The organism is Paradesulfitobacterium aromaticivorans (assembly GCF_054657415.1).
This window is the reverse complement of the sequence record NZ_BAAHYT010000011.1, coordinates 264166-283613: the sequence shown is the minus strand read 5'-3', so window position 1 is coordinate 283613 and position 19448 is coordinate 264166. Positions and strand designations below refer to the sequence as shown.

At 44.0% G+C, this 19448-nt stretch carries 18 protein-coding genes and 1 pseudogene; 12 read left to right on the top strand and 7 right to left on the bottom strand.

Translation table 11 applies throughout. The annotated features are described in order from the left end of the window. Positions 1 to 50 precede the first annotated feature (50 nt). Complete coding sequence (locus ACYQ2N_RS18185) at positions 51 to 950, top strand: MurR/RpiR family transcriptional regulator (protein ID WP_460000832.1); 900 nt, start codon at positions 51 to 53, stop codon at positions 948 to 950. A gap of 195 nt (positions 951 to 1145) precedes the next feature. Here ACYQ2N_RS18185 and ACYQ2N_RS18180 read toward each other — a convergent pair whose 3' ends face one another. The 3 genes from ACYQ2N_RS18180 to ACYQ2N_RS18170 all read right to left on the bottom strand — a co-directional run bounded on the left by ACYQ2N_RS18180 (position 1146) and on the right by ACYQ2N_RS18170 (position 5003). Next, on the bottom strand, positions 1146 to 3254 hold the full coding sequence (locus ACYQ2N_RS18180; RefSeq protein WP_460000831.1) for an acetate--CoA ligase family protein: 2109 nt from the start codon (positions 3252 to 3254) through the stop codon (positions 1146 to 1148). A gap of 215 nt (positions 3255 to 3469) precedes the next feature. Continuing rightward, the gene (locus ACYQ2N_RS18175; RefSeq protein ID WP_460000830.1) at positions 3470 to 4267 is read right to left on the bottom strand and encodes an IclR family transcriptional regulator; all 798 of its coding nucleotides are present in this window, start codon (positions 4265 to 4267) and stop codon (positions 3470 to 3472) included. Between the two features lie 361 nt (positions 4268 to 4628). Next, a complete protein-coding gene (locus ACYQ2N_RS18170; RefSeq protein ID WP_460000829.1) occupies positions 4629 to 5003 on the bottom strand; it encodes a hydantoinase/oxoprolinase N-terminal domain-containing protein in 375 nt (124 codons plus the stop codon). Between the two features lie 29 nt (positions 5004 to 5032). Between ACYQ2N_RS18170 and ACYQ2N_RS18165 the strand changes: the two genes are divergently transcribed. Next, a complete protein-coding gene (locus tag ACYQ2N_RS18165) occupies positions 5033 to 5290 on the top strand; it encodes a hypothetical protein (protein ID WP_460000828.1) in 258 nt (85 codons plus the stop codon). A gap of 240 nt (positions 5291 to 5530) precedes the next feature. Then, positions 5531 to 6004, top strand: coding sequence for a Uma2 family endonuclease (locus tag ACYQ2N_RS18160; RefSeq protein ID WP_460000827.1), 474 nt, complete (start codon positions 5531 to 5533; stop codon positions 6002 to 6004). 592 nt (positions 6005 to 6596) lie between these two features. On the opposite strand, the gene ACYQ2N_RS18155 is transcribed toward ACYQ2N_RS18160, so the two are convergent. Continuing rightward, positions 6597 to 7790, bottom strand: coding sequence for a cation:proton antiporter (locus tag ACYQ2N_RS18155; RefSeq protein WP_460000826.1), 1194 nt, complete (start codon positions 7788 to 7790; stop codon positions 6597 to 6599). 325 nt (positions 7791 to 8115) lie between these two features. Between ACYQ2N_RS18155 and ACYQ2N_RS18150 the strand changes: the two genes are divergently transcribed. The 6 genes from ACYQ2N_RS18150 to ACYQ2N_RS18125 all read left to right on the top strand — a co-directional run bounded on the left by ACYQ2N_RS18150 (position 8116) and on the right by ACYQ2N_RS18125 (position 14193). Beyond that, on the top strand, positions 8116 to 8862 hold the full coding sequence (locus ACYQ2N_RS18150) for an MEDS domain-containing protein (protein WP_460000825.1): 747 nt from the start codon (positions 8116 to 8118) through the stop codon (positions 8860 to 8862). A gap of 256 nt (positions 8863 to 9118) precedes the next feature. Beyond that, a complete protein-coding gene (locus tag ACYQ2N_RS18145; RefSeq protein WP_460000824.1) occupies positions 9119 to 10030 on the top strand; it encodes a tetrahydromethanopterin S-methyltransferase subunit H family protein in 912 nt (303 codons plus the stop codon). Then, a complete protein-coding gene (locus tag ACYQ2N_RS18140; protein WP_460000823.1) occupies positions 10030 to 11184 on the top strand; it encodes a uroporphyrinogen decarboxylase family protein in 1155 nt (384 codons plus the stop codon). The genes ACYQ2N_RS18145 and ACYQ2N_RS18140 overlap by 1 nt, the downstream gene beginning before the upstream one ends. A gap of 133 nt (positions 11185 to 11317) precedes the next feature. Further along, positions 11318 to 13162 (top strand): MtaA/CmuA family methyltransferase, encoded by a 1845-nt coding sequence (locus ACYQ2N_RS18135; protein ID WP_460000822.1) that lies wholly within the window; start codon positions 11318 to 11320, stop codon positions 13160 to 13162. A 399-nt stretch (positions 13163 to 13561) separates the two neighbouring features. Then, complete coding sequence (locus ACYQ2N_RS18130) at positions 13562 to 13864, top strand: FmdB family zinc ribbon protein (protein WP_460000821.1); 303 nt, start codon at positions 13562 to 13564, stop codon at positions 13862 to 13864. A gap of 191 nt (positions 13865 to 14055) precedes the next feature. Continuing rightward, on the top strand, positions 14056 to 14193 hold the full coding sequence (locus ACYQ2N_RS18125) for a transposase zinc-binding domain-containing protein (RefSeq protein ID WP_460000820.1): 138 nt from the start codon (positions 14056 to 14058) through the stop codon (positions 14191 to 14193). 331 nt (positions 14194 to 14524) lie between these two features. Here the strand turns inward: ACYQ2N_RS18125 and ACYQ2N_RS18120 are convergent. Then, positions 14525 to 15199: pseudogene (locus tag ACYQ2N_RS18120) on the bottom strand (IS91 family transposase). Positions 15200 to 15395: 196 nt separating this feature from the next. On the opposite strand from ACYQ2N_RS18120, the gene ACYQ2N_RS18115 reads away from it, so the two are divergent. The 3 genes from ACYQ2N_RS18115 to ACYQ2N_RS18105 all read left to right on the top strand — a co-directional run bounded on the left by ACYQ2N_RS18115 (position 15396) and on the right by ACYQ2N_RS18105 (position 16527). Continuing rightward, entirely contained in the window at positions 15396 to 15608 is a 213-nt protein-coding gene (locus tag ACYQ2N_RS18115) for a hypothetical protein (RefSeq protein ID WP_460001791.1), read from the top strand. Positions 15609 to 15974: 366 nt separating this feature from the next. After that, the gene (locus ACYQ2N_RS18110) at positions 15975 to 16253 is read left to right on the top strand and encodes a hypothetical protein (RefSeq protein WP_460000819.1); all 279 of its coding nucleotides are present in this window, start codon (positions 15975 to 15977) and stop codon (positions 16251 to 16253) included. After that, a complete protein-coding gene (locus ACYQ2N_RS18105) occupies positions 16246 to 16527 on the top strand; it encodes a hypothetical protein (protein WP_460000818.1) in 282 nt (93 codons plus the stop codon). The genes ACYQ2N_RS18110 and ACYQ2N_RS18105 overlap by 8 nt, the downstream gene beginning before the upstream one ends. 165 nt (positions 16528 to 16692) lie before the next feature. Here the strand turns inward: ACYQ2N_RS18105 and ACYQ2N_RS18100 are convergent, their stop codons facing one another. After that, positions 16693 to 18453: a sigma-54 interaction domain-containing protein gene (locus ACYQ2N_RS18100; RefSeq protein ID WP_460000817.1), complete on the bottom strand. Its 1761-nt coding sequence runs from the start codon at positions 18451 to 18453 to the stop codon at positions 16693 to 16695. A 144-nt stretch (positions 18454 to 18597) separates the two neighbouring features. Beyond that, positions 18598 to 19407 (bottom strand): 3-methylornithyl-N6-L-lysine dehydrogenase PylD, encoded by an 810-nt coding sequence (gene pylD / locus ACYQ2N_RS18095; protein WP_460000816.1) that lies wholly within the window; start codon positions 19405 to 19407, stop codon positions 18598 to 18600. Between the last annotated feature and the right edge of the window lie 41 nt (positions 19408 to 19448).

The following is a 19448-nucleotide window of genomic DNA, read 5'->3' as shown; positions in this document are numbered from 1 at the left end:
TAATATGAAATTGATGTTGTCAGGTACAAAATAATGGCTTATACTGTAGCTTGGTATATAAGTGTAAGGACGGAGGGACAGACATAGAACCGGAATCCTCAATTTTACAGAGAATTTCCCAACTTTACGGCCATATGAGTACTTCTCACCAGGCCTTAGCCGATGTGATTATAAACGATCCGGAAGAAGCCGCCTTCTTTAATGTTGGAGATCTGGCCCGCACTGCCGGGGTCAGCGAGTCAACCGTTACCCGCTTCGCGGTATTCCTCGGGTATTCCGGGTTCCCTGCGCTCACGCGCGAACTTCAGGAGATCGTACGCTCAAAACTCTCCACGGGGGAACGATTTCGCCTGTCGCGCAAAATAAAGAATGATGAGGAAAGGGCCGCCATCAGCTTTTTTGAAGAGGACTTGCAAAACATCGTCATGACCATCGAGAGAATAGACCTCGAATCTTTTAAGCGCACAGTTAATTCCTTGCTGGCTGCTCGCCGTGTCGGTATCGCCTGTGCCCGAAGTTCGGTGTCCCTAGGCCTATTTATGCAGTTTTATCTTAATTTGCTTAATAAAGATGTAACCCTCTTTACCGGAGAACCGCGCACAATGGATCTTCTTGAGCGCTTCGGACCAGAGGATGTTGTGATCGGGATAAGTTTTGCCCGCTATACTCAGTTCACCGTTAAGTGTTTAACCTACGCCAAAGAAAAAGGGGCCAGGATTGTCGCCCTTACAGATTATCCATCCTCTCCATTGGCAGTTCAGGCTCATGAAGTTCTCTTAACCCCCACCGGCATCGCTTCGCACATGGATTCATTTACGGCACCACTTTCGGTAATTACGGCCCTCTTGCGATCTATGGCTTATAAGGTTCCTGAGCAGGTTGCGCAGGCCTTGAACGATCTCGAAGATATCTGGACAGGGTTTGATGTCTACGTTCAAGCTAAAAAGTAAGATCCCCCGGTAGAATACCAGTCCGCCAAATCATTAGCGGAAGTCAGGATCATAAGAGAATGGAACAAAGTTAACCGTTACAGCCAAGTAAGCCCATGCCGAAACCAGCATGGGCTTATCTTTTCACGCGTAGTGCGAGCTTTACCAAATTGCGAACTTAGGATTTCATCTTATGTGCAGTAACCTGCTAGACACTTACGCCTTTTTACTGCTTACTAAGACTCCATCGAGAATCTTGGCTCCCTGCCCTTGGGGCAGAGCCATGACTGGGTTAATATCAAGGCTTAGTAAATCCGCTCCACCTTCGTAAGCTAACTGGCTTACCCCGAGCAGGATTTCAACCAGCGCCTCTTTGTCAACCGCCTGCCTGCCTCTGACGCCGTTGAGCATCGCAGCACCCTTAATCTGCTTAAGCATATCCCAGGCATCCTCTCGGCTGAGGGGTACGGGCTTTAAGACAACATCTTTTAAGACTTCTACAAAAATCCCACCAAGACCGAACAGGATTTGCGGACCAAGAACAGGGTCGCGCTGCAAACCTACAATACACTCAACCCCAGGGGGCACCTGCTCCTGCACCAGAATTCCATTGATCTGAGCTGCAGGGTTAAAGGCTGTGCCCTTAGCCATAATGTCAGCGAATTTAGCTGCAACTTCCTCGGCCGAGCTGACATTAATGGCAACCCCGCCTGCCTCCGTCTTGTGCAGAATATCGGGAGAATCGATTTTCATAACCACAGGATAACCCATTTTATCGGCTAAACTTACTGCTTCACCTGCCGTGCCGGCCAGGAACTCTTTGGTAACCGGCAAAGCGTACATATCGAGGATTTCTTTGGTGGCATGCTCGCTCAAGGCCTGGGTGCTTGCCCTCAGAATTCCCTGAACCTTAGCCTTTCTCTCTTCATTGACCGGGCCGGCTATCGGCATGCTCCAGTTTTTGCGGAAATTAGCATAGCGATAGAGCGCGCCCATAGCTTTGGCGGCGCGGGCCGGGGAATGATAAAGCGGCACTCCCTCTTCCTTAAGAGCGTCAAAGCCCGGTTTGGCAACTTGCCCTACGCTCCAGCTCACCACGAGCGGCTTGTCTGTCTCCAGCGCACATTCCGCAATATCGCGACCGATTTTTTCCGCCATTTTTCCGGTTGCCATGGTGATGGCGACGATCAACATGTCGAGTTCGTCTGAAGCGAGCAGGATTTGCAGGCACTTCTTAAACTCGTCCCCTTGGTTGAGAGATTGAGCGGTCACATCAACCGGGTTGATAGCTGAACCAAAAGCGGGAATGACTTTCCTCACTTCTTCTTGTAAGGCTTCACTTAATTCCGGCACTTGGAGATTAACCTCCTCCGAACGGTCAGCCAGCAAAATCCCGACCCCGCCGGACATGGTCACAATCCCGACCCGGTTGCCTTTGGGCAATTTGCCGGGGATGAATGCTTGGGCGAGGTCGACAATATCATCACTGTCATTAGCCTGGAAAATCCCCATTTTTTCAAAGTAACTCTTATAAGCCGCTCCTGATCCGGTAAGCGCTGCGGTGTGCGTAGCGGCAGCCTTTTGCCCGCTGGCAGAGTTACCTACTTTTAAGGCAATAATAGGTTTGCCCAGTTCGGCAGCTTGCTCTGCAGTTTGCCTAAAGCTTTCCCCGTCCCGAAGTCCCTCGAGATAAGAAAGAACCACTTTGGTATTAGGGTTCTCAACTACATACGACAAACCTTCGCCTGCAGTCATATCGACCTCATTACCGGTCGTAATGACAAAGTTCACACCCACTCCTGCTTCTTGCAGCAAGTTAAAAAGCATAAAGCCTACCGCACCACTTTGAGATACCAAAGCAACCGGGCCGGCTTTGACCTTGTCCATCTCCAAAGAACCGCTGAAAGATGCCATAAGCCCGGAGGAAACATTGAGCATACCCAGGCAGTTGGGCCCAATCAGGCGCATGTTATTTTCTTTAGCTATGTCTTTAATCTCTTGCTGCAATTTCTTATCTCCGGTCTCAGCAAAGCCGGACGAGAAAATAATAGCCCTCTTGATTCCCTTCTTCCCGCAATCACGCAAGATGCCAGGCACCCGGGCGGCCGCAATTGCGATCAGGGCCAGGTCAACTTGTTCCAGAATTGCTTCGACTGAAGGGTAGCAAGCGAGCCCTGCAATCTCCTGATATTTAGGATTAACCGGATAAATTTTCCCTTGATAATTATGTTTTAATAAGTACTTAAGAATTTTGCCATTAATTGTTGAGAAGTCCTGGCTGGCCCCGATAATAGCCACGCCTGTGGGTTCCATCAGATAGCGCATTCACTCTTCCCCCTCTTAACATGGTTGTTATAACGTTCCGAATTTAGGAACAATGTTCCATAATCTATATGATAACAAACAGACATCGTTGACACAGTAGTTCCCGGGTGAAGTGCCGATATTTGACCGTTAACGGTCGTTTTTGGAGGTTTAACGGTTAAAATATACTAAATCTTTGGAACATTAACAACATAATAACAACCCTCACGGTAAGATTAGTCCGGTTTGTAACCAAGTTTAAGGGATATCTCGCGCGAGTATCGGTGCAGCAAATTAATAAATTCCTCATTTTTTGCCTTAGTAAAGCGGAATGTTGGTCCGCCTATCCCTAACCCTGCTACCAATCTTCCTTCATGCTCATAGATAGGGGCAGCGATAACAGTCGAACCCAAATCAACCTCATCCGCAGTGATCGAGATTCCTTCGCGGCGGATACGCCCTAATTCTTCTTTGAGCAAGTCAGGGTCCATGGGACTGTGGTCGCTAAGACGCACAAGGTTCTCTGTTCTAAAATATTCCTCAATAAAGTCAGTCGATTGCAAGGCTAAGAGTATCTTTTTCGAAGCTCCACAGTGCAGCGGCAGTCGCATCCCATGCGATGCTTTTAGAGTCATGGACTGGGATCCTTCAACAAATTCAATCCCTACTCCCGCATGACCATCCCTGATCGTGAGCAGGATGGATTCCCCGGTAATCTGCGCCATTTGCTGCATAATAGGAAATGCAATATTACGCAAGTTCATGTTGCCTGCCGCAACCTTGCCCAATTCAAAAACCCGTAAACCCAGGCGATACTTTTCAGTGAGCGTGTCTTTCTCCACAAACCCGTACTTCTGCATCGAAATCAGGATCCGGTGAACCACACTTTTGGGCAGCCCTAACTTGTTGCTTAGCTCAGTAACACCAAACAAATGCTGCTGGTGATTAAACGTGGTTAAGATTGTAAGAGCTTTTTCAACAGTCTGAACCCCTTCTGATTTTCCTGTCTGTGCACCTTCAAATTTTCCTCTCATAACGCCCTCTCTCTTATTCGTGTTCCACTATACGAAAAGTCATTCCGATATTTGTATGTGAGCTGTATTTTAGATCAGTTTAGTATATTTTGAAAAGTCTAACGGTCTAAGAGGACGAAAAAGCGGTGTAAACGGTTGGTTTAAGAGGGCGAGTGGGAACCCTCAAAAAAAGGTCAGCATGCATCCTTTAAGACACACGCTGACCAACGTTTTGCTTGAAAAGAACACGGCTCTGACCGTAAAACATTATATTGGCAGTAGACTGTTAATTCTCCCTTTGTCTCCGTGTTTCCTTGTTCCCAAGGTGAGCGAGGCCCAAGATAAACATGGTTTTTATTTACAGCTTCGACAGAAAAGTATCTTACTTAAAGAAATAGCTTGATTTGTGGGCCTCACCTTGGTTAGTGATTAATTTTAAAATTAGCTTTATGGGAATGCCCGACAACTCGTTTTGCAGAATTTCTTTTGCTTTTTTCTCGTTTGCCGGATTGGCATAAGCATTATTAAAGGTTATACCTACTGAATCTACCTGCATTGCTTTGAGTTTCCGAGCAAGTTCTATTAAAGCTGTTTTATCGATTTCTTCTACTACCCTACCCTCGGAATCGACCTTTTCAGAAATTTCAAATCTATAACCAGTTAAGGCGAGGACACCGGAAGTGTCCCCAGCGTCGCAGCTAAACTTTTTCGAGATGGCTGAACAAAAACGTCGCAGCCTGTGGAACGAAGATCCCATAAGCTTCGGGTCAAAGCCGGAGGCACCCCATGACTGATAGGCAAAATCTTAATGCCACAGTTGCCTTTTCCCGTTCACCCCAAGGGGATATGTTTTTTGAGGCCGGTGCTTACGCTGAAGCCTTGGCCCGCTTGCAGTTAATGGTTGCCAACTCTTGCCTCGGCGCTCTCACTGGGGAAGTAGGCAGCGGTAAATCCACCCTTATCCGCCGTATGGTGCAAATGCACATGGATTGGCATGTGCATAGTGGGGACTATCCATATCCATATCCACATTTTCAACATTAGCTGGCATGTGGCGCGTGAGATAATGATTGACGGTGAAATTCTTCGGCCTTTGGCATATTGTCAGTATGATTGTTCCGCCATTGGCGGTGACAGTAATGCCGTCATTTTAGGTGAGAAGCTACAGTGCAAAGTCTTCCAATAACATGAATTCTGCATTTTTCAATTAAGCCCTGCCAATAACTGTTTTATTCTGCAGTATTTATGAAAATTTCCGAATGGGTACAGCTGAGGTTTGGTAATATGACCCCAGCCCCTTCGCGCAGGCATCAAGAGATCTCCGGCCAGCTACATACTCTCTTTAACAATTATCTAAAAGGCAAAACTTGCCGGGTTTATGCAGCACCTTTCGATGTACGCTTGCCCCAACTGCAGGAGAGCGACGAAAAAACTTCTACCGTTGTACAACCGGATATTGTCGTGGTATGTGATAGGACCAAACTGGACCACCAAGGCTGCAAAGGAAGCCCTGACCTAGTTGTAGAGATTACTTCACCCTCCACTTTTCAAAAAGACCTTAAAGAGAAATTCATCCTGTACGAAAGAGTAGGGATCCTTGAGTACTGGATCGTTTATCCGGAAGAAAATACCATATGTGTGTTTCATCTTACACATGAAGGTAAATACAGCAGGCCGGAAGTGTACACCGAGCAAGATTCAATTGTGGTTGGTATTTTCGGGGATCTTACAATAGAACTTCCTGAAGTCTTTTCCTAAGTACAACGATGGAGCATGTGCCTCCTACCTTGGAAGTCATTACATAAGTCATTCATGAACCTGTTGTGTTCGATCATTCCTTTAATGATTTTGTTGTGTCCGCCCATGCCCATATGTTCAACAAGATTTAAAAAGTCGCGAGGTGGAAAGGCTGATTCAATCAAAAGCCCAGCGTGAAGAAATTGACAAGAAGAAACGCCAGATCGCTACTCTGAAAGCCAAGGCTAAACACCGAGGCAAGTAGCACCCTACACCCCGGGTTTATCCCGGTTTTTTTGTTTTGATGACTATTCGGGGTGAAAGTCACTGGTGAAGAGCATGGAGTTTCATGACGGTTGCCCAGTTACGTGTGGTCATAGTGCCCAGCGTTCTTGGGGACATAGAATGCGGTCTCCCTTTTACCACACAGTTTGCGGATATTGTTCTTTGTAATTTTGTTTTGATGTTTGTTCGCTCCGATCGACTTGTCTACGGGTAGTAAATGAGTTACTGCGGGTAACTGCTCAATATTTGATAGTTGAGCTAAATAAGCTAACGCAATATGGTCGAAAGGGTACATATATGAATCCCTACGATTTTAATCGAATTACCGCTAAGAATCAGGTTTGACCAAATAATTAAAAATGAGTGGAGACAAAATACAGCTTAGTATCGCTAATAATATTAGCGTTCCGCTTAAACTCCCGTCAATAAGTCCGAGTTTTAAGGCAATCGCGCTAGTAGCAATAACCAAGTCAAGTCGTGATGACAGAAGGGCAGCGGCACCTAAGGATTTTCTCCAAGAGAAGCTCTTTTTTAAGAGCGTAGCAGAAATAAAACGTACAAAATATACTGAACATAATAGGATTGGCAGAAGGCGTATGGATGCTAGGTTACCGATAATATCTTTAATGTCAAAGTTTACACCTACCATGACGAAGAAAAACGGGGTAAAAATACCATAGGCGATAGCGTCTAGTTTAAGATAAATTTGTGACGTTTCGCGGTTGTTAAGTAGAGAAACAATTAATCCAGCCAGGAAGGCTGCCAGGATTATTTCTGTCTTTAAAGCTTGAGCTAGAACAATGAAGAACATCAGTAGGGCAAATGCACCCCTTATTTTTATTTGTGCATTTTTGTGGGCAAGCTGTTCAAAAATTGGAAAATAACGTACTATTTTCCCAATCTTCAAGAATAAGAAAAAGATTGGTATTATCAGTAACATTAAGAAGAGGTCTTGAATTGAATTGGAGGAACTGAGCGTTACATAGACTGATAAAAGAACCATCGTAAAAAAACCAGAAAACATGGCGCTTAATAATATTACTTGCCCATAATCAGAAGATAATAAATCCTGTTCTTTAAGGATAGAAACCACTACTCCAACAGAAGTTGCGGAAAAGACGATACCAATAATCATGACATTGGGTATTAATCCCGATATGTATAAAAGGAATGCTAACAAAAATGACAAGGACATGGTGGTAACAGTTACAATTAAGGACAGGATTAATGGATGCTGATACCATTTAGCCTTTTTTGCCCTAGTCGAAGAAGCTATTAAACCAAAGTTTATCTCTACCCCAGCCATAAAAAGAAGAAACGCAAATCCTAAATTATAGAGAAAATTGAGCCATATATTATCTTGGATTAAGTTAAAACCGCTCTTTCCAATGATCATACCCGCAATAATTTCGCCTACAACGATAGGAACGGAAATTCGTTGGAATTTATTGACCATTAAGGGAACGACAACGTAGACTAAAGCAATAACTAACAGGGAATAATAAGAAATTTCTTTGGCCATACTTCTATCTCCTTCTTGATAATTCTTAGACAAGATATTCATTTCAATATTTGCTGGAATCATTCAACCAAGTTAACCTTATATATTAGTTCATATATACTTTCGCTTTCTAGATTCCGTTATATATCATTATCATATATTGGCATATAACGTACGTCAATGTATTACATTGTATAACATTGTATAACATTGGTCATATTTGCATCAGATCAAGCTGGAAAATTATAAAATATACTGATCTAACTTGATTTAACTAGCTTTGCCTTGAAATGTCTAAGACTCGATGCTATTATTAAATTAATTATGCTTACTAGGAGATGGACTTATGGAAAACGAATTACTCACAGTTGAAGAAGTTGCAGATTATTTACGGACAACCACCAACACCATCTATCGATGGTTAAGATCTGGTAAGTTGCCTGGCGTCAAGTTCGGTAAAGAGTGGCGCATTCGCAGGGAAGTTCTTGAATCCAAGCTCATTGAATCAAAGCCCAACACAATGCGGCAAAGTTTATTGGATAAGATTGAGCTAAAGAGTAACCATATGATGGCAATTACCTCTAATCAAGATGACCTTTACAACCTTGAAGTAGAATTTTTTAAAAGAGGACTGGCTTTGAACCAAAGACTGTTTAAGGGATGCTGGTGGCAAAACCCTGACGATGTGCGGCAGGAACTTACGACGAGAGGTTTGCCGGTTGACGAATTGGAAGAGAAAAAATTGTTGACCATCGTTGATTTAGCCAAGATGTATAAGACTTTGGGTGTACAGGGTCCTATTAAAGCATGGACTGATGAGGCAAACATTACCAGAGAACTTGGTCACATGTTTATGTGGGGTTCAGGCTCCCCAGACCTCGGGTGTTGTGGGGGAATTTCTAATCTTATCCATTTCGAAAACCTATTGGATGATACTTTAGCTAAGCATAATGTTGTGGGAATTTGCCCATATTTATATAATGACTCCAGCAAAGACAACTTAAATGAATTCATTGAATTGATGAATTGTCACCAAAACGTTGTATTTTACACTAACGAATCCTTTGTTTACTTAAAGAACAGCGTTTCCTAGATCGCGTAGGTAAAACATACGGTAAAGTATCTCTGCTTAGTATAATCGAGCTATACCTCTAAGTAGACCAACTTAGTATTAATCAACAAAAGGGCTGATCTGGTAATTATCGGATCAGCCTTTTTGTGTGCTCTAATTTTTATACGATGTAATACATTAGGATATAATTTAATACCTTATTATACATTGACATACATTGATGCTTATTGTATGATTTAATCATAGTTAGACAATTCTAAAAAAGGAGGAATTGAGGGTGGGAGATTATCATGTACTTAAAATTGGTAACGCCACTATAGGAGGAACACTAGGCTCAACGACAGGCTTGGTGGTGGGAAGTATTTTTTATGACAAGCACACTATTGTCAGTGATCCCTTTGCTGGAGAATTTAACGAAGCTCGCGCCGCTTTAATGGTGGATCGAGTTAACAAGCTTAGTAAACGGTACGGTGTGCAGATGGCCTTTGATGTCATTGCCGCTTCGCCAGAAGCCATGGAGCGGTTCTTGGAATTTGTTAGTGTACGAACAAGCCTTCCCTTGTTGATAAATGCAACTGAGGCTGAGACGCGTATTGCTGGCCTTAAAGCGGCTGACAAACTTGGCATTTTGGATCGCGCTGTCTATGCATCGTTGAATGAGGACACTGAAGACGAAGAATTGGAGTTGCTTGGCCGATATCGCCCAGCAGCTGTTATGATTCTAGCCAGTGATATAAGTAATCCCACGCCCGAGGGAAGCTGCGAAATGATAGAAAATTATTATCAGCCCATGTTAAAAGAGATTGGTGTAACAACCCCCATTGTTGATCTGGGTACTATGGATCCGCCCTCCATAGGATTAAACATACGCCAAATTCAGACGGTTCGGGAACGTTTTGGCTATCCGGCAGGTTGTGCCTTCTCTAACTGCTTTTCACAATGGACCAGCGTAAATCGGCTTGGTCGGGAATGGGTTAATTTGTCATTGGGAGCTGCCCTTGTAGCCTGTCGTGCTGCCGGTGGAGATTATCTGCATTATGGCATTATAGAGAAGGCTGCTATGGCAGCCCATGTTGCAGCAACAGCAGAGGTATTTTATGGTTTTGCGGCCCAGGAGTTGGACGGTCATAGATTGCCAGAAGGACATGCTCTATGGCAGATGTTCAAATTACCAGAGGAGGCAGAGTGATGTCGGCCCGGTCACAGTTAGAAGAAATGCTCTCCGGCAAAAAAAATGGCGTACCACTGATTGACATAGGTACAACATCTCTCACTGGCATACGGGTCGGAGCAGTTCCTCGATTGCAAAAAAACAACGCGTTAGCGCATCCTATTTTCAAAACGATACCCTTGGAGCCAACTGATTGTATACATTTGGGGTCTGACTTCATTCGAACCGGTTTGTTATATGATCCCCAGGTGTTAGAGGATGAACGTTATATTGATGCTTTTGGCGTAGAATGGCTGAGAGACGAAGGAGATTTAGCGCCGTTCAGCCACCCGTTAGAAACTGCGGGGCTTAGGGATATTGCACACCACCCTAAGCCGCAATGGCTACAGCCGGTACAGCAAGTTGAACCGGAATTAGCTCGCAACAGTCTAGTAATCGCTGATGCGCCTTGTCCCGGTCTTTTGGATATGTGCTTTATGTTGCGCAGCACCTGGAAGTTAATGGAGGATATTTCAGAAAACCCGCTCGTTGTCTCGGCGTTGCTTGAGTGGTCATTGGAAACGATTACAAGCGCCTATGAACATTTGCTGGCATCACTTGATAAACAACCAGATGTTATCATCTATAACGATGATTTAGGTTTTCAAAATGGTATGTTTCTTTCTCCCTTGAATTTCCGAAATTATGTGCGTCCCTATTTACGTACCTTACTGACACACCTCCGAACCTTAACTCCAGCCGCCATTTGCTTTCACAGTTGTGGGGCTATTAGCCCGATTGTTCCGGATATTGCTGATTTAAACATTGAGATAGTAAACCTGGATACCTATGCCAAAGGGATGGATGTTATGCGACTGCGCCAGGAACTGCCTAGCTCTGTTGTACTGCATGGGTCAAATGATCTATGTGCGTTGGGTGTGGCCGTGGCAAAGCAGGATAAGGCACGCATTGCATTTTTAATTACTGAATTGGCCCATAGTGCGCCTGTAATTGCAGGACCGATGGATAATATGTCTTCGGCTGACGAAGTGCTTGCAGCTGTTCGTGGGGCTACTTTTATCCGAAATTTTTCTGATGACGATTTTGAAAAACTGCGCCGCCTCGGCCCGGTTCGAAGCATTATTGAAGGGGCGCTTGAGAAAACCTTGTCGATGGAGTTGCTGGCCATTTAACCTCAAGCGCCTTGTTATTCTGCGCACCCTGACATAACAATTTAATTTAGCAATAAGGAGGTGAGAGGCAAGCATGAGGAAATTAATCCCATAGTTGGAACAGCAGTGAAATAATTATTAAGGAGTGAATTAAATGAGCACAGCTAAGATGACGAGTCGGGAAAGAGTTTTCGCGGCAGTAACCATGAAGGAACTTCCGGATCAGTTACCCGTAACCCCATTGTTGATGACACGGGGCATTCGCGAGGGGGGTGTCAGGGTCGATGAGGTTTTATTCAATGGAGAAGCCATGGCTAGAGCTAAAATCAAAGCGCATCAAAAGTTTGGCGGGGACGTAGTGCTCGCCGGCACCGACCTGTTTACCCCGGTAGAAAATCTGGGCGCGGTATTAGATTATCTGCCATATGCGCAACCCACGCTGGTCGAACATCCTGCACCAACAAAAGAAGCTTTTTACCGTCTTAAAGAAAATTATTTACTGAAGGGTTTTGATCCGGAAAAGGGCCGTTTGCGAGCAATCCAAGAAGAGATAAGAACCTTTATTAAGGAAGGTTGGAAAGATACCCACGCGCTGGCTACTCCGGTTGGTGGTCCTATTACCACGGCTCAGTTGGTAACCGGTACCGATAATTTTTTCAACTATTTGGCCGATGATCCAGATTATGCTAAAGAGGTTATAGAGTTAAGCCTTGACGTTGTCAAAAATATCAGTCGAATGATGTTCGAAGCCGGCATCGATGTTGTCAATATTCTGGATCCATTTTGCTCCAGTGATATTTTACCGCCGGAAATGTACCGTGAATTCGGCTTGCCTTATCAAAAAAGGTTGTTCGCTTACATGAAGGAAATTGGCGGTATTGGGTTTACGCATATCTGTACATTCACTCAACCCATCTGGCAAGACATTGCTACCAATGGCTCATTTAATTTTAACGGGGATATTTACCCTGGGGCAGATCTCGCGAAACGTGCTATTGGTGACAAAGTATCTCTGATGGGCACCCTCAGTCCGTATTCGACTCTTACCCATGGCACCCCTGAAGATGTTGCTAGGGAGGTCAGGAAGCTTGCTGCAGAGGTTGGGTACAATGGCGGGTTTGTTTGTATGCCCGGTTGTGATATTGACTGGACCGTGCCTGAAGAAAATATGCGCGCCTTAATTGATACTTGTGCGTCAATTAAGTATCCGATGGACATTGAGGCTCTCGGCGATCTCAGCGATGTATATCTGGCCGGCAATCCTAAACACCCGGGCATGCACAAAATCTCTACCGATGACGATCAACTTGTCAGAATGGGGATTAAAAAGAGTCAGGTGATGAAAACGCCTGAGGAAGAGGTTTATGCCAACCTAGCCTCTGCGATTGTGGAATATGATGGTGACAAGGTCGTAGAGTGGACCAAAAAGGGTTTAGAAATGGGCTTAACTCCTCAGCAAATAATATTTGACGGTCTGTCCCTCGGGATGAAAATAATCGGCGACCTGTATGAGCGCAATGAGCGCTTCATCACCGACATGCTCAAGGCAGCCAAGACCATGGATAAAGCCATGCCTATTCTTGTCCCACTGTTGGAAGCAGATGGGTTAAAAAAAGGAAAAAAAGAAACCGTTGTCATGGGTCTGGTCCGTGGCAATACCCAAGACATCGGTAAAAATCTCGTGGTCCTTATGTTGAAAGCGAACAACTTTAATGTGATTGATCTCGGCAAGAACGTGACCCCTGAACAGTTTATCGAAGCGGCGGAAGCAAATCATGCTGTAGCCATCGGCATGTCGGTTATGACCAATTCATCCGTCACTTATGCAGAAAAGACCGTTAAAATGCTTAGAGAGCAAGGCGTAGGCGATAAATACTTGGTAATGGTTGGCGGTGCTGCAATGAATGAGGAGATCGCCTCACAAATTGGCACGATCTATGGTTCTGATGCAAATGCTGCAGTTTCGTTGGTTAGAGAGCACGTTGCTGCAACTGCATAAATCAACTCATACGAGGTCTAGATTATAGGGAGCATAATTTTCTCTAAATGCTAGAGAGAGCGATGCAACGCTCTTTCTAGCATACTCTAGCAAACATTACGAGAATTCTCTTACTGTGGTAAATATCAAGAGGGAATGACTAAACCGGAAATATCGCAATTTAAAATGTCTTAATATAAAAAAGCATTATTAAATTGATTAAATCACTTAATCGGACAAATAAAATCCATGGTCTTATTATTGATCTACCTCCAGATTTCATGTCTGAACAATTTAATTATGGCAGGTGGCTTAACGATGAATGAGCAGTGCAGGTTCCGTATAAATAAGCATACCGTATGTTTTAATGCAAATGCTACAGGTTTAGGAAATAAAAAATTATTGAGGTGAGAATTAATTATGGCGATATATGACTTTATTTGTACGGAATGTGGTGCAAGTCGAGAAGTGCTGGCGAATTATGAAACTAAAAAAGGGTTAGAACTCCTGTGCGTCCACTGTGGAGGAGTGATGAAAGCCGCGCCGGTAAACATGTTCGGCATCATTACCTCTAGACATGCGGAACAAACTAATAACCAGAAAAAAATCAAGCCTTGCGGGCACACTCATCATTGCAATTGCGCTGCTGCTATAAAACAAACGCGGCCCAATCCTTTTCAAAAACAAATTGATGAAGCTCTTATGGGTACCAAGCACGAGTAAACAGTTACTTAGTTCAACTTCCGTCTGACCTAGGCAACAAAATTCGCCTAGGTTTTTTCTTGATATATCAGAAAGTATAAGTAAAGGGGTACCTGGGGGTACCCCTTTACTTGCAGATTTGGAATTCTAGGATTATGGAAGGAAATATTTTAAAAGAGATCTTCAACAAAAATAATCACTGAGATACTTTCGTGCGTAAATATGCTGACAGAATCAGAGAAGTTGTGATCAAAGAGGTCGAGAAGTTTCGTCGATGCGGAGATCCTAAACACGGTTTTAAACTATTGGTATGTGAAGCCTGCCACGATATCAAAATCTTCACCTTTTGAATCAACTTTATGTTCGTGGCTAAAATCCCCTGCTGTAACCTCTTTTAAGATTTCTGCTGTAACGGTAATAAGAATCGGTTTATTTAATAAGCTAGCTACAATTAGCCCTATTACAATTGCTAATAAATTAGAGATTTATGATGTTCCTAGATACGAAAAAAGCCATTGATAAATCAGTGGCGTCATTGGGAGCAATTACTCGGTGAGATACATAGAACATCATGAATCTCATCATGGGCTACGTTATAATATCAGGTTAACACCTAAAAATGGGTAGACTTTCCCCCTCCCCAAATTGGGCAGTTTTAAAAAATATGGAGTTAGAAACTGCTTACGGACTAGCAGATGAGTAATTGTGGAAAAGAAATGGAATAATATCGGGACTTCCACAAGAGCGACAAGACTTAGTATGCTTTGGAGGAGTGTGGGCCAAGGGTTTGCTACCGGCCAGCATTATACATTTCGAAAGTTTGGTACGGATATTGCGGCTGCAAAGCAGACCATAATGCCTGATTTTAACAAATCGATCCGGGAGTACATGTAGAAGAAACCGTCGGGTAAATTCGGCAGCATCAAGCGTCATCACTTTGGACTTACCGTCATCCTTATAATCCTTCCAGGAAAACCTAACCGTTTGACCGTCAAAGCTCTGAATTCTTGCATTGGAGATAGCCACTCTGTGAGTGTAACGGCCAAGGTAACGGATAACATGAGCTGGAGATTTGATCGGTTTTTTGCAGAAGACAACCCAGTCAAGATGGTATAAACGGTCAACAAGGGAAAGGAAGTGGCTCCTAAAGGCCAGCTTAGCAGCTTCGTTAAAAAAACTTATTTTCCCTCGTTAAAGGCTTGCTTCAGAAGATGAAGAAACTTCCCCCTGAATTTTTTTGACATCACTTTAACCGGAATAAAAGAACTTCTTGCTTGAACGGACGAAATGAAGTCCGTCGGTGGAGAGACCACCTCCCGGCACAATACAATGAACATGAACAAGTGCGAAAGACATGTCTTTCGGGATGAAATGTCAGATTCTGCCTCCAGGTATGCAGCACTGAAGTAACCCCGGTCGTAGCGCCAAGAAATTTAGGGTCTTTGGCCAGTTCGATTAAGGTATGTCCTGCGCTTTGAATCAGGATGGAATAAAGAAGCTTTTGGTTTTGCCAAACAAGGGTGTTTAGTTCCTGGGGGATGGTAAAAACAATGTGAAAATAGCCGACAGGCAAAAGTTTCGTGATTGGATGTCATCGCTCTATCAAAAAGAATTTACGCATACTACTCAGATAAATGATTTACCAAAACCAAAGTTGACCACCCTCGAATTCTTGAAAAAGCTGACGGGTAAAGACTTTACCATCTGTCCTTGCTGCGGTGTTGGTCATCTCAACAGAGCTTCGCCAAAACACGTAATTGCATAATGTTTTTCAAATGCCTCTTCATTGGTGAGGGGGGAGCTGTGTCTAATTGAGCATGTTTTGATTTATTTGGGCACTTATTTTTGCACTCTAACATCCTCGTAATTGGTTTCCAAGAGCAGAACGAAAATCTTAATTTCCCCATAGTGCTAACCCACCGCAGTTTCGTCCAATAAAATTATCCAAAGTCAGCTCCCGTTCTCGGAGAGCTTTTTTTGCGTGATTGACTTCGGATAATTTTCTTATTCATTATGTGAAGCTTCACATAACCGAGGCAAAATTGAACGTTTTTTTAGGTTTATCGACACAAGTTTTCGGCCTGAAGCGCATGTGCAAATTGAAAACGGCAGCCTCACGACGTTAAAACAGTTGAATGAGGCCTTTACTGCCTGGCTGGATGGGTATTACCACTTACGCAAACATGGCAGCACCAGCCAGTCTCCCCGGGAGAGGGCGGCGGGCCTGAAGCGGACCATGCGCCAGGTACCGATGGTTGAACTAAACGAAATATTTCTGTGGGAAGAAGATCGTAAAGTAGATAAGACCGGCTGTGTCAGCGTCTTCGGCAATACCTACGAGGTGGCGGACTCCCTGTGGAACGAAGATCCCATAAGCTTCGGGTCAAAGCCGGAGGCGCCCCATGACTGATAGGCAAAATCTTAATGCCACAGTTGCCTTTTCCCGTTCACCCCAAGGGGATATGTTTTTTGAGGCCGGTGCTTACGCTGAAGCCTTGGCCCGCTTGCAGTTAATGGTTGCCAACTCTTGCCTCGGCGCTCTCACTGGGGAAGTAGGCAGCGGTAAATCCACCCTTATCCGCCGTATGGTGCAAATGCACATGGATTGGCATGTGCATAGTGGGGATTATCCATATCCATATCCATATCCACATTTTCAACATTGGCTGGCATGTAGCGCGTGAGATAATGATTGACGGTGAAATTCTTCGGCCTTTGGCATATTGTCAGTATGATTGTTCCGCCATTGGCGGTGACAGTAATGCCGTCATTTTAGGTGAGAAGCTACAGTTCGAATTCAAAGGCTGCCCCAAAAAGCGAAAACTTATCGGACAGCCCCTAGATAATCTTTATCTATACTTCTTTAACAACTTCACTACCGTGGACTGATCGATTTCCAGCACTTTTGCCACCTTGTACGTGGATTTATACATTGCATAGGCCGTTTTGACTAAGTGCTGTTCGACCTCTTTCTTAGCCAATTTTAAGGGAATAATATCCGTACAGATTACCTTGCCCTGATCAGGCTTAACATCCAAGATGCTTTGGATATAATCCAGGGTAATTGTCTCAAATTCGTTAATTACAATTATCCTTTCCATGACATGCTCTAATTCACGGACATTTCCCGGCCACTCGTAGTGGTAAAAAGCCTGAATGATTTCCGGGGTTAGTTTCTTATTAAGTCCATACTTGGCATTAAATTTATCAAGGAAATATCTGACTAAAGCCGGGATATCTTCTTTTCTTTCCCGCAGCGGCGGGATCACAATTGGGACCACATTAAGCCTGTAATATAAGTCTTTACGAAAGTGCCCTTCATGTACCATTTGCAGTAAATCGCGGTTCGTAGCGGCCACAACCCTGGTATTAATCTTTACCTTCTTCGTACCTCCAACTCGGTCGATCTGGCGGTCCTGCAAAAAATCCAGGAGCTTGACCTGAACGCGCAAAGGCAATTCCCCTATTTCGTCCAAAAAGAGGGTTCCATTATTGGCCAATTCGATTTTGCCAATTTTCCCCCCCTTGTTGGCCCCGGTAAAGGCTCCGCCTTCATACCCGAAAAGTTCAGATTCAATCAGGTTTTCCGGAATCAGACTACAGTTTAGTTTAATAAAGGGCTGTTCTTTTCTCTTGCTCAAATAGTGGATCGTTTTCGTAACAACCTCTTTTCCTACCCCTGACTCCCCTTGAATGAGCACGGTTAAATCCATCGGCGCAATTTTCGCAATAATATCTTTAATGTGGTTCATTGCACTGCTCTGGTAAATAAAGCTTACCTGCCCGAAAATTTCTTCTCTGAGTAAGGTTAATTCTTCATTCTTACGTTCGATCTCATTTATTTTTTCTTCAATTTGTGCCTTGAGTTTATTAATCTCTACGATATCCTTAGAGGTAGCGATAACACGCGTTATTTCCCCTTCATCATTGAAAATTGGAATCGCTGTGGCTAAAACCCTTTTCCCAGACTTTAGTTCCTGCATCATGTTTACCTTTTTCTTTTGGAGCAGAACCTGCATCGTGATACTGGCGGAAAAAATCTTCTCTTTTTCTAATTCTGCAACGTGTTTCCCGACCACGTCAGCGGAACTCACCTGGCACACCCTTTCTGCAGCCGGATTTAGACGCAAAATGTACCCATTCTGATCAGTGACAAATATCTCTTCTTCAATGCCTTGGAATATCTGCTCATACTCTATGAGCGTTTCCTGTACCTCATTGTTTTTGATAACCACATACTTAGTAAGAGTCTCGATACCACTAAGATTGTCCACAATTCCCACTGGATAATTGTCACTATTAAGAATAACGGCTAGTTCAGTATTTAGGTCTTTCAGATCCAAAACAGAATAATTCGAATTCAGAACACTAAATTTTTGGTCGGGCTGTAAATCTTTTAGTAATAAAGTCCGCGCCCCTGAATCCTTATCAGAAAGACTTAGAATTTCACGCATGAGGAACTCTGCGGGAAACACGTTCTCCAATCCATTTCCCGACAAAGTAAGAATAAACTTTGGCCGTACCTGGACAAGAATGTCCTTTAGAGACCAAAGTTCCGTATCAGGAGGATGAATTTGAAAATCCGTGGTGGCTATGTCTAAGATTACCATGCAATCTCCTCCCACTAAACAGAGTTTCTAGTTCCAAGCAACTTAGCAGGCATAAATTTATGGCGGGGAGTCCGGGAGTCACACCCGGCTGCATAGATTTAGAGTCTATGTGATCTTGTCGATCCACCCCCCGTGAAAAAGGCCCTAAAGAGCCATTGCCAACATAGTAGCAACCCCAAGTTGTAGAGGGTCATGAACGATACGATCCTTATTTCTTGCAAAAGCCTCTGCAGTCAACCCCAAAGGAATGCCCGGAGCGGCGACCATGGCCTCTGGATGGAGATCATTTAACCCAATGAAGTCCGTGGCTGGGGTAGCATCTAAAATATACTTATATTTACGAAGAGCTTCGGCAAGGGAAAGCTCCGTGAACACTTGAGAGTCGTTTTGATATCTAGCCAGTTTCTCTTGCTTAATATCAAAGACTTTAACCTGGGCTCCCAGGTCTTTGAGAAAACCAATCGCACCTTGTCCGACAGGACCTGCTCCCAGGACTAATACATCCTGTCCGCTTAATCCTCGTGCCATATGAGCGAGAGCAGCTACATAGCTCCTAGCCGTAGCTTGAGCATTATCCACGTAGAACCCTTGACCAACATTAAACACTATAAACCGGTCGTCATCTGCCATAAATATTAGGTGAGCTTTTCTTTCAACCGCTTCAGCAATTCCGGCTACATCGGTGTGTTTAGTGACAAAGCTAGTAAATCCCAGAAACTCAATGATGCTTTGTACTGATTCAGCAAAGCCGCCAATTAAACCTTGACCGGAAGTAATAGGCACAACAGCGACTGCGTAGTCACGAGATGCTTCCGTGAACCTCTCGGCGCTTATCCCGGCAGCAAAACAGACAAGGGTTCGCATATCTGCGCCTGTCTTCTTAATTAGATCCGAGTTATAATTAGCAATTTCGGAGTCTAGGTTATGAATATCGCTAGTAGTTAGACGCGTCATAGCTATTATTCTCCATCGCTCTTAATCTTGGAAGCGATTCC

Coding starts and splice junctions, on each gene's coding strand:
- ACYQ2N_RS18180 (WP_460000831.1), bottom strand. CDS start 3,254: ATGCGCTATCTGATGGAACCCACAGGCGTGGCTATTATCGGGGCCAGC.
- ACYQ2N_RS18175 (WP_460000830.1), bottom strand. CDS start 4,267: ATGAGAGGAAAATTTGAAGGTGCACAGACAGGAAAATCAGAAGGGGTT.
- ACYQ2N_RS18170 (WP_460000829.1), bottom strand. CDS start 5,003: ATGGGATCTTCGTTCCACAGGCTGCGACGTTTTTGTTCAGCCATCTCG.
- ACYQ2N_RS18165 (WP_460000828.1), top strand. CDS start 5,033: ATGACTGATAGGCAAAATCTTAATGCCACAGTTGCCTTTTCCCGTTCA.
- ACYQ2N_RS18160 (WP_460000827.1), top strand. CDS start 5,531: ATGACCCCAGCCCCTTCGCGCAGGCATCAAGAGATCTCCGGCCAGCTA.
- ACYQ2N_RS18155 (WP_460000826.1), bottom strand. CDS start 7,790: ATGGCCAAAGAAATTTCTTATTATTCCCTGTTAGTTATTGCTTTAGTC.
- ACYQ2N_RS18150 (WP_460000825.1), top strand. CDS start 8,116: ATGGAAAACGAATTACTCACAGTTGAAGAAGTTGCAGATTATTTACGG.
- ACYQ2N_RS18140 (WP_460000823.1), top strand. CDS start 10,030: ATGTCGGCCCGGTCACAGTTAGAAGAAATGCTCTCCGGCAAAAAAAAT.
- ACYQ2N_RS18135 (WP_460000822.1), top strand. CDS start 11,318: ATGAGCACAGCTAAGATGACGAGTCGGGAAAGAGTTTTCGCGGCAGTA.
- ACYQ2N_RS18130 (WP_460000821.1), top strand. CDS start 13,562: ATGGCGATATATGACTTTATTTGTACGGAATGTGGTGCAAGTCGAGAA.
- ACYQ2N_RS18105 (WP_460000818.1), top strand. CDS start 16,246: ATGACTGATAGGCAAAATCTTAATGCCACAGTTGCCTTTTCCCGTTCA.
- ACYQ2N_RS18100 (WP_460000817.1), bottom strand. CDS start 18,453: ATGGTAATCTTAGACATAGCCACCACGGATTTTCAAATTCATCCTCCT.
- pylD (WP_460000816.1), bottom strand. CDS start 19,407: ATGACGCGTCTAACTACTAGCGATATTCATAACCTAGACTCCGAAATT.